Origin of the sequence: Actinoplanes sp. NPDC048791 (assembly GCF_040650095.1) — a bacterium.
Classification (GTDB): domain Bacteria; phylum Actinomycetota; class Actinomycetes; order Mycobacteriales; family Micromonosporaceae; genus Actinoplanes.
This window is the reverse complement of sequence record NZ_JBEZGQ010000500.1, coordinates 1-6,098: the sequence shown is the minus strand read 5'-3', so window position 1 is coordinate 6,098 and position 6,098 is coordinate 1. Positions and strand designations below refer to the sequence as shown.

General features: G+C 73.0%; 5 protein-coding genes. 3 read left to right on the top strand and 2 right to left on the bottom strand.

Going from position 1 to position 6,098, the window contains the following annotated elements:
* Both AB0C29_RS29180 and AB0C29_RS29175 read left to right on the top strand, forming a co-directional pair.
* The coding region (locus AB0C29_RS29180) for a LuxR C-terminal-related transcriptional regulator (protein ID WP_360826607.1) at positions 1-1,511 on the top strand (1,511 nt) is incomplete at its 5' end.
* 60 nt (positions 1,512-1,571) lie between these two features.
* On the top strand, positions 1,572-2,381 hold the full coding sequence (locus tag AB0C29_RS29175; RefSeq protein WP_360826604.1) for a methyltransferase domain-containing protein: 810 nt from the start codon (positions 1,572-1,574) through the stop codon (positions 2,379-2,381).
* Between the two features lie 3 nt (positions 2,382-2,384).
* Here the strand turns inward: AB0C29_RS29175 and AB0C29_RS29170 are convergent, their stop codons facing one another.
* A complete protein-coding gene (locus tag AB0C29_RS29170) occupies positions 2,385-3,611 on the bottom strand; it encodes a pyridoxal phosphate-dependent aminotransferase family protein (protein WP_360826601.1) in 1,227 nt (408 codons plus the stop codon).
* A gap of 242 nt (positions 3,612-3,853) precedes the next feature.
* Here AB0C29_RS29170 and AB0C29_RS29165 point away from each other — a divergent pair, with 242 nt between their 5' ends.
* Positions 3,854-5,917 carry a methyl-accepting chemotaxis protein gene (locus AB0C29_RS29165; RefSeq protein WP_360826598.1) on the top strand — a complete coding sequence of 688 codons (2,064 nt, stop codon included), beginning with the start codon at positions 3,854-3,856 and terminating at the stop codon, positions 5,915-5,917.
* Here the strand turns inward: AB0C29_RS29165 and AB0C29_RS29160 are convergent.
* A partial coding sequence (locus tag AB0C29_RS29160; RefSeq protein ID WP_360826595.1) for a hypothetical protein occupies positions 5,914-6,098 on the bottom strand: 185 nt, incomplete at its 5' end. The genes AB0C29_RS29165 and AB0C29_RS29160 overlap by 4 nt on opposite strands.

Below are 6,098 nucleotides of genomic sequence, written 5' to 3'. Positions count from 1 at the left end.
CCGCGGCCCACTACGAGCTGGCGTTGCGGCACGCGGCCGGCGCGCCGGCGGCGGAACGGGCCGAGCTGCTGGAGGCGTACGCGACCGTCGCCTATCTGGCCGGGCAGATCGTGGAGGCGCTGGAGGCCCGGCGGCAGGCGCTGACGTTGCGCGAGCAGGCCGGTGACACCGTACGGATCGGCGAGAACCTGCGCTGGGTGTCCCGGCTCAGCTGGTGGCGGGGGTACACCCGGCAGGCCCGGCAGGCCGGCGTCCGGGCGGTGGAGGTGCTCGAGTCGATCGCGCCCGGACCGCAGCTCGCGATGGCCTACAGCAACCTGTCGCAGTTGCACATGCTGGCCGGCGAGGCCACCGCCATCGAGTGGGGCGAACGCGCCATCGACCTGGCCCGGCACTTCGGCGACCTCGACACCGAGGTGCACGCCCTGGTCAACGTGGGTTCGACCCGGATGGAACGCGACCCGGTGCAGGGCTTCGCGGAGCTGGAACGGGCCTACGCGCTCGCCGCCGCGGCCGGGCTCGACGACCACGCCACCCGGGCCCTGGCCAACAAGGCCTGCCAGGCGGTCGAGTGGTGCGACTTCGACATCGCCGAGGACGTGCTGGAACGGGTGCTGGACTTCGCCGAGGCCCGCGACCTGGACGGCTACGTGCGCCACCTGCTCGGCTACCGGGCCGCGATGCTGCTGGCCCGCGGCGACTGGGCCGGAGCTCAGACCGACGCCGAGACGGCCATGTCCGGTCCGGAGCGTCCCGGGCCCTCCCGCAGCACCGCGCAGGTCGCGCTCGGCAAGCTGCGGGCCCGCCGCGGCGACCCGGACGCCGTGGACATCCTGCTCAAGGCCGAGGGGCCGGCGTACGAGGCGGACGAGGTGCAGTTCGTCGGGCCGGTCTCGACCGGGCTGGCCGAGTACTACTGGATCACCGGGGACCCGGCCCGCTCGGCTGCCGAGGCGCGTCGCGGGTACGAGGTGGCAGTGCGGGTCGGGCATGCCTGGTTCGCGGGACAACTCGCCTACTGGCAGTGGCGGGCCGGGGAGCCGATCCCGGTCACCGGGCTGATCGCGCCGCCGTACAGGTTGCTGATCGAGGGGGACTGGCGCGGTGCCGCCGCGGAATGGGCGCGGCGGGGTTGCGCGTACGCCCGGGCCGAGGCGCTGAGCTGCGGTGACGAGGAAGCGATCGCGGAGGCACTGCGCATTGTGGACGGTCTCGGTGCGGTGGGCACGGCCAGGCGGCTGCGCGCCGAGCTGCGGGACAAGGGGGCCAAGGTGCCGCGCGGGCCACGTCCGGCGACGGCCGCCCATCCGACCGGATTGACGGCCCGGCAGCGGGAGGTGCTGACGTTGCTCGCGGAAGGGCTGAGCAACGCCGACATCGCCGCGCGGCTGACGTTGTCGGCGAAGACCGTCGACCATCACGTGTCGGCGGTGCTCGGCAAGCTCGGCGTACCGTCGCGAGGCCAGGCCGCCGCGGCCGCCCGCCGCCTCGGCCTGCTCGCGCCCCGCTGACGCCAACATGGGGAGAACTCCCCACGCGAGCCCCGGCCCGCCGCTCCTAGCGTCAGCCGCATGACGAGTTCACTTGCCCTTGACGGCATCAAGGCACGCCAGCAGAAGACCTGGGCCAGCGGCGACTACGGCGCGGTCGCGGCCCTGATCCAACCCATCTCCGAGGCGCTCGTGCAGGCGGCGGACCTGTCCGCCGGGTCGCGGGTCGTCGACGTGGCCACCGGTACGGGCAACGCGGCCATCGCGGCGGCCCGGTGCCTGTGCACGGTGACGGGCGTCGACTACGTACCCGAACTCCTGGACCGCGGCCGGGCCCGGGCCGACGCCGAGCACCTCCCGGTCAGCTTCGTCGAGGGCGACGCCGAGGCCCTGCCCGGCCGCGACGGCGAGTTCGACGCGGTCCTGTCCGTCGTCGGCGTCATGTTCGCCCCCGACCAGGAACGCGCCGCCGCCGAACTGACCCGGGTGTGCCGGCCGGGCGGCACGATCGCCCTGGCCAACTGGACGCCGGACGGCTTCATCGGCGAGCTCTTCCGCACCGTCGGCCGCCGCGTCCCGCCGCCGCCCGGCGTGCGCGCGCCCGTCGAATGGGGCAACGAGCCGCGGCTGCGGGAGCTCTTCGGCGACCGGGTCACCGACCTGCGGGTGACCCGGCGCGAGTTCGTCTTCCGGTTCGGATCCCCGGAGGACTTCGCCGACTACTTCCGGGCGCACTACGGGCCGACGCTGAAGGCCTTCGAGGCGCTCGGCGAGGACGGCAAGCTGCTGCACGCCGACCTGATCGACCTGATCACCCGGTACGACGTGGCCACGGACGGCACGACCAAGGTCCCGTCCGCGTACGTCGAGGTGCTGGCCACCCGCGTCTAGCGCTCAGTCGACCGGCCGGCGCGGCTGAGGGACGGCAGCCCGCAGAGCCCCGTCCCCGGCCAGCTCGGTCAGTACGTCGTTGAGGGCGTCGACCTGGGCCTCGGTGTGCGCCGCGGTCAGCTGGACACGGAAGCCGATCTCGTCGCGGGGCACCCCCGGGTACGGCGCCAGCGTCACGTACTGTCCGGCCCGCCACAGCCGCTCGGAGACGGCGATCAGGTCGTGCTCGGGCGAGATCGGGATCTCCACGACCGGGGTGTCGTCCCGGTTCAGGGTGTGCACGCCCAGGCCCCGGACGTGCGAGAGCAGCTTCATGGTCAGCTTGTAGAGGTGCGTGCGCAGCTCGTCACCGCGCTTGTCGTTGACGTCCAGGCCGGCCATGACCGTGGCCAGCGACGCCACCGGGGACGGGCCCGAATACAGGTACGTCGGCGCGGCGACCTTCAGCCGGTCCTTCACCGCCGTCGGCAACGCCAGGTACGCCAGCAGCGACGAGTAGGCCTTGGAGAAGCCGCCGACCAGGATGATGTCGTCGTACGTCTCGCCGCTGTGCTTGACGATGGCGTTGCCCCGGAGCCCGTACGGGGACTGCTCGACGGGACTGCGCTCACCGATCACGCCCATGCCGTGCGCATCGTCGACGTACAGCACCGCACCGTTCTCCCGGCACAGCCGCGCGTACGTCTTCAGGTCCGGGATGTCGCCGGTCATGCTGTTGACGCCGTCCATGCAGACCATCACCGGCCGGGCGGTGGCCGCCCGGAGCAGGCGGGCGAGCTCGTCGGTGTCGCCGCTGCGGAAGCGGTGCAGCGTGGCGCCCTGTCCCCGCGCGAAGACACAGCCGTCGTAGATGGTCTTGTGCGCCCGGCTCTCCATGATCAGCGTGCCCTGCTGGGCCAGCGCCGGGATGACCCCGAGATGGATCTGGGAGATGGTCGGCAGCAGCAGGACGTCCTCGGCGCCGAGCAGGTCGCTCAGGCGCTCTTCAAGCTGCGGATAGAGCCGCGGGCTGCCGAGCATGCGTGACCAGCTCGGATGCGTGCCCCACTTGCGCAGCTGCGGCTCGACCGCGCCGATGACCTCCTCGTCGAGGTCCAGGCCCAGATAGTTGCAGGACGCCCAGTCGACCAGCCAGTCCTGGCCGATCCGGATCCGGCGCCCCTCGATCTCGTCGATGACGGCGTCGTACATGCGGCTGTGCAGGCGCAGGTCTTCGATGTCGTGCGTCATTGCCGGCACGAGTGAACCCCTCTCACAGAACGAATCATGGAGGCGTACCCGGGCGGCTCGCGGATGAACCCGACGGATGCAGAATGCAGGGCCGATCACGTCAGGCGGGTTTCCGCGGCAGCGAACTCGGTCTCGCCCACTGCGCCGTTTCGCCCGATCATGAGGCTTTCGCGTGGTGGAATCGGGGCATGCGGATGACGGTGGGGGCCGAGCACGCGGCGTACCGGGATCGGCGCTAGCCGGTGACGCAGAGCGAATCCGCCGCCCCGGCGCTGCTGCGCCCGGTCCTGCCCATCGCGGACCGGATGCGCACCAGCACCCGCCTGGCCGCCCTCATCCTGGTGCTGATGATCCCCGGGATCGTGGCCACGTCCGCCTATGTCCGCGAGGCCCGGGCGCAGATCGCCTTCAGCGAGGCCGAACGGCAGGGCCTCGAGGTGGTCCGGCCGGCTCTGCTGGCGCTGGCGAACACGGTCGCCGCCAAGGAACCCGACCTGGCCGGGGTCCGGGCCGCCGTGGCCGCCCATCCCGAGCTGCGGCTCGACGACTCCGTACGGGCCGTGCCGGGGCGGCTGGGGCCCAGCCCGATCCAGCGGTTCGCGCTGGCCACGGCGCTGGCCGGGCTGATCACCGACGCCGGCAACAACTCGAACCTGATCCTGGACCCGGACCTGGACTCGTTCTACGTGATGGATGCCCAGATCGTGCAGCTGCCGAAGGCGCTGCTGGGCGCGGCCAAGATCGCCGCCGCCGATCTGACCGGCGGGACCAACGCCATCGCGACCCAGGCGGTCCGGGCCGGGGAGCTGGCCACCGCGGCCGACAACCTGCGGTACGACGTGAGCACCGCGGCCGCCAGCACGGCGATGGACGGGCTCGACGGCCGGCTGACCGAGATCGGCGCCGCGGCCGACGCCATGACCAAGCTGGCCGACCAGCTCACCGACAACCTGGGCCGGCCCGGCCCGGCCGACGTGGGCCCGGTGGCCACCGCCATGTCCGGCGCGGTCGGCCCGCTCGCCGAGGTCCTGGACGACCTGCTCGAGATCCGGGTGGACGGTTTCGAACGGGAACGGCTGATCGTCCTCTGCGTCACCATCGGCGGCTTCGTGCTCGCCGCGTGGTTCGCCGTCGGCGTGCTGTGGCGCACCCGGCACGACGTGGCCCTGGCCGTCCGCGGCGTCACGGCGATCGCCGACGGTGACCTGGAGACGCGCCCGGTCCCGGCCGGCCGGGACGAGCTCGGTGACATCGGTCAGGCCCTGACCACCGCCCGGTCCCGGATGCTGGCCCAGGAGCAGGAGCTGGCCCGCGCTCAGGTCGTCCGCGAGGAGCAGCTGCGGACCAGCTTCCAGCATCAGCGGCAGGCCGAGCTGCGGCTGCGCGACCGCGCCCAGCACATCATCGACGGTTCGACCACGGTCATCGCCGAGGAGCTGCGCCGGGTCACCGACCAGGTCGGCGACGTCCGGCGGGCGGCCGAGACCATCGACAGCGGCATCTCGGCGACCGGTGCGGCCACCGAGGCGGTGGTGGCCGACGCCCGGCGGGCCGAGGACGTGATCGCCTCGCTGGAGCAGAGCCTGCGCCGGGTCGCCGAGACCGCCACCCTGGTCAAGGGCATCGCGGGCCAGACCCGGCTGCTCGCCCTCAACGCCACCATCGAGGCCGCCCGGGCCGGCGAGCTGGGCCTGGGCTTCACCGTCGTCGCCGACGAGGTCAAGGAGCTGGCCAACAGCACGTCCGTCTCGACCGAGCAGATCGCCGGGACGATCAGCGAGCTCGAACGCGACACCCAGCAGATGGCCGACACCATCGCCGCGATGGTCGCCGGTATCGCCGGGGTGGGCGACGCCGCGACGTCGCTGCGCGCGGTCGCCGCCGACCAGGGCACGGTGGTGGGCCGGCTGGCCGACCAGATGGGCCGCACGATCGGCCGGGTCGAGGAGATGTCGGGCCTGTCCGCGCAGCTCGAACGCCGGGAGAGCGACCGGGTGACCATGTCCGGCACCGTCCGGGTGCAGCGGGCCGGGGACACCTACACGACCGAGCTGATCAACGTCAGCCGCGGCGGCATCCGGGTCCGCCTGGACGCGGCCAGCCCCCTGGGCATCGGCGACGCCGTCCGGATCGAAAGCCTGGGGCCACTGCACGAGGGCATCCCGGCCCGGGTGGTCAGCCTGGGCACCGGCGACGAAGCGGGCGAGGCCGGCCTGCAGTTCATGATCCCGGACGACGCCCTGGCCGAGCGGGTCGACCGCTACGTCGCCGACCTCATCGAGGGCGCCGCCCTCCCGGCCACCTAGGCCGAGCCGAGCCGAGCCGGGCCGGTCGCGCCGGGCCGGTCGCCGGCCGGCCGGTGGACGGCGTCAGGGGAATGTCCGGACGTAGCGGCGTCCAGGAGCAACGAGGTCCACGAGCTCGACGGCGGCCTCAAGGTCATGATCCAGGCGCTGATCAGCCCCACCGACGGCCCGATCGGCGACT

Excerpts from the sequence above, each read along its gene's own strand:
- AB0C29_RS29175 (WP_360826604.1), top strand. The coding sequence starts at position 1,572 with ATGACGAGTTCACTTGCCCTTGACGGCATCAAGGCACGCCAGCAGAAG.
- AB0C29_RS29170 (WP_360826601.1), bottom strand. The coding sequence starts at position 3,611 with ATGACGCACGACATCGAAGACCTGCGCCTGCACAGCCGCATGTACGAC.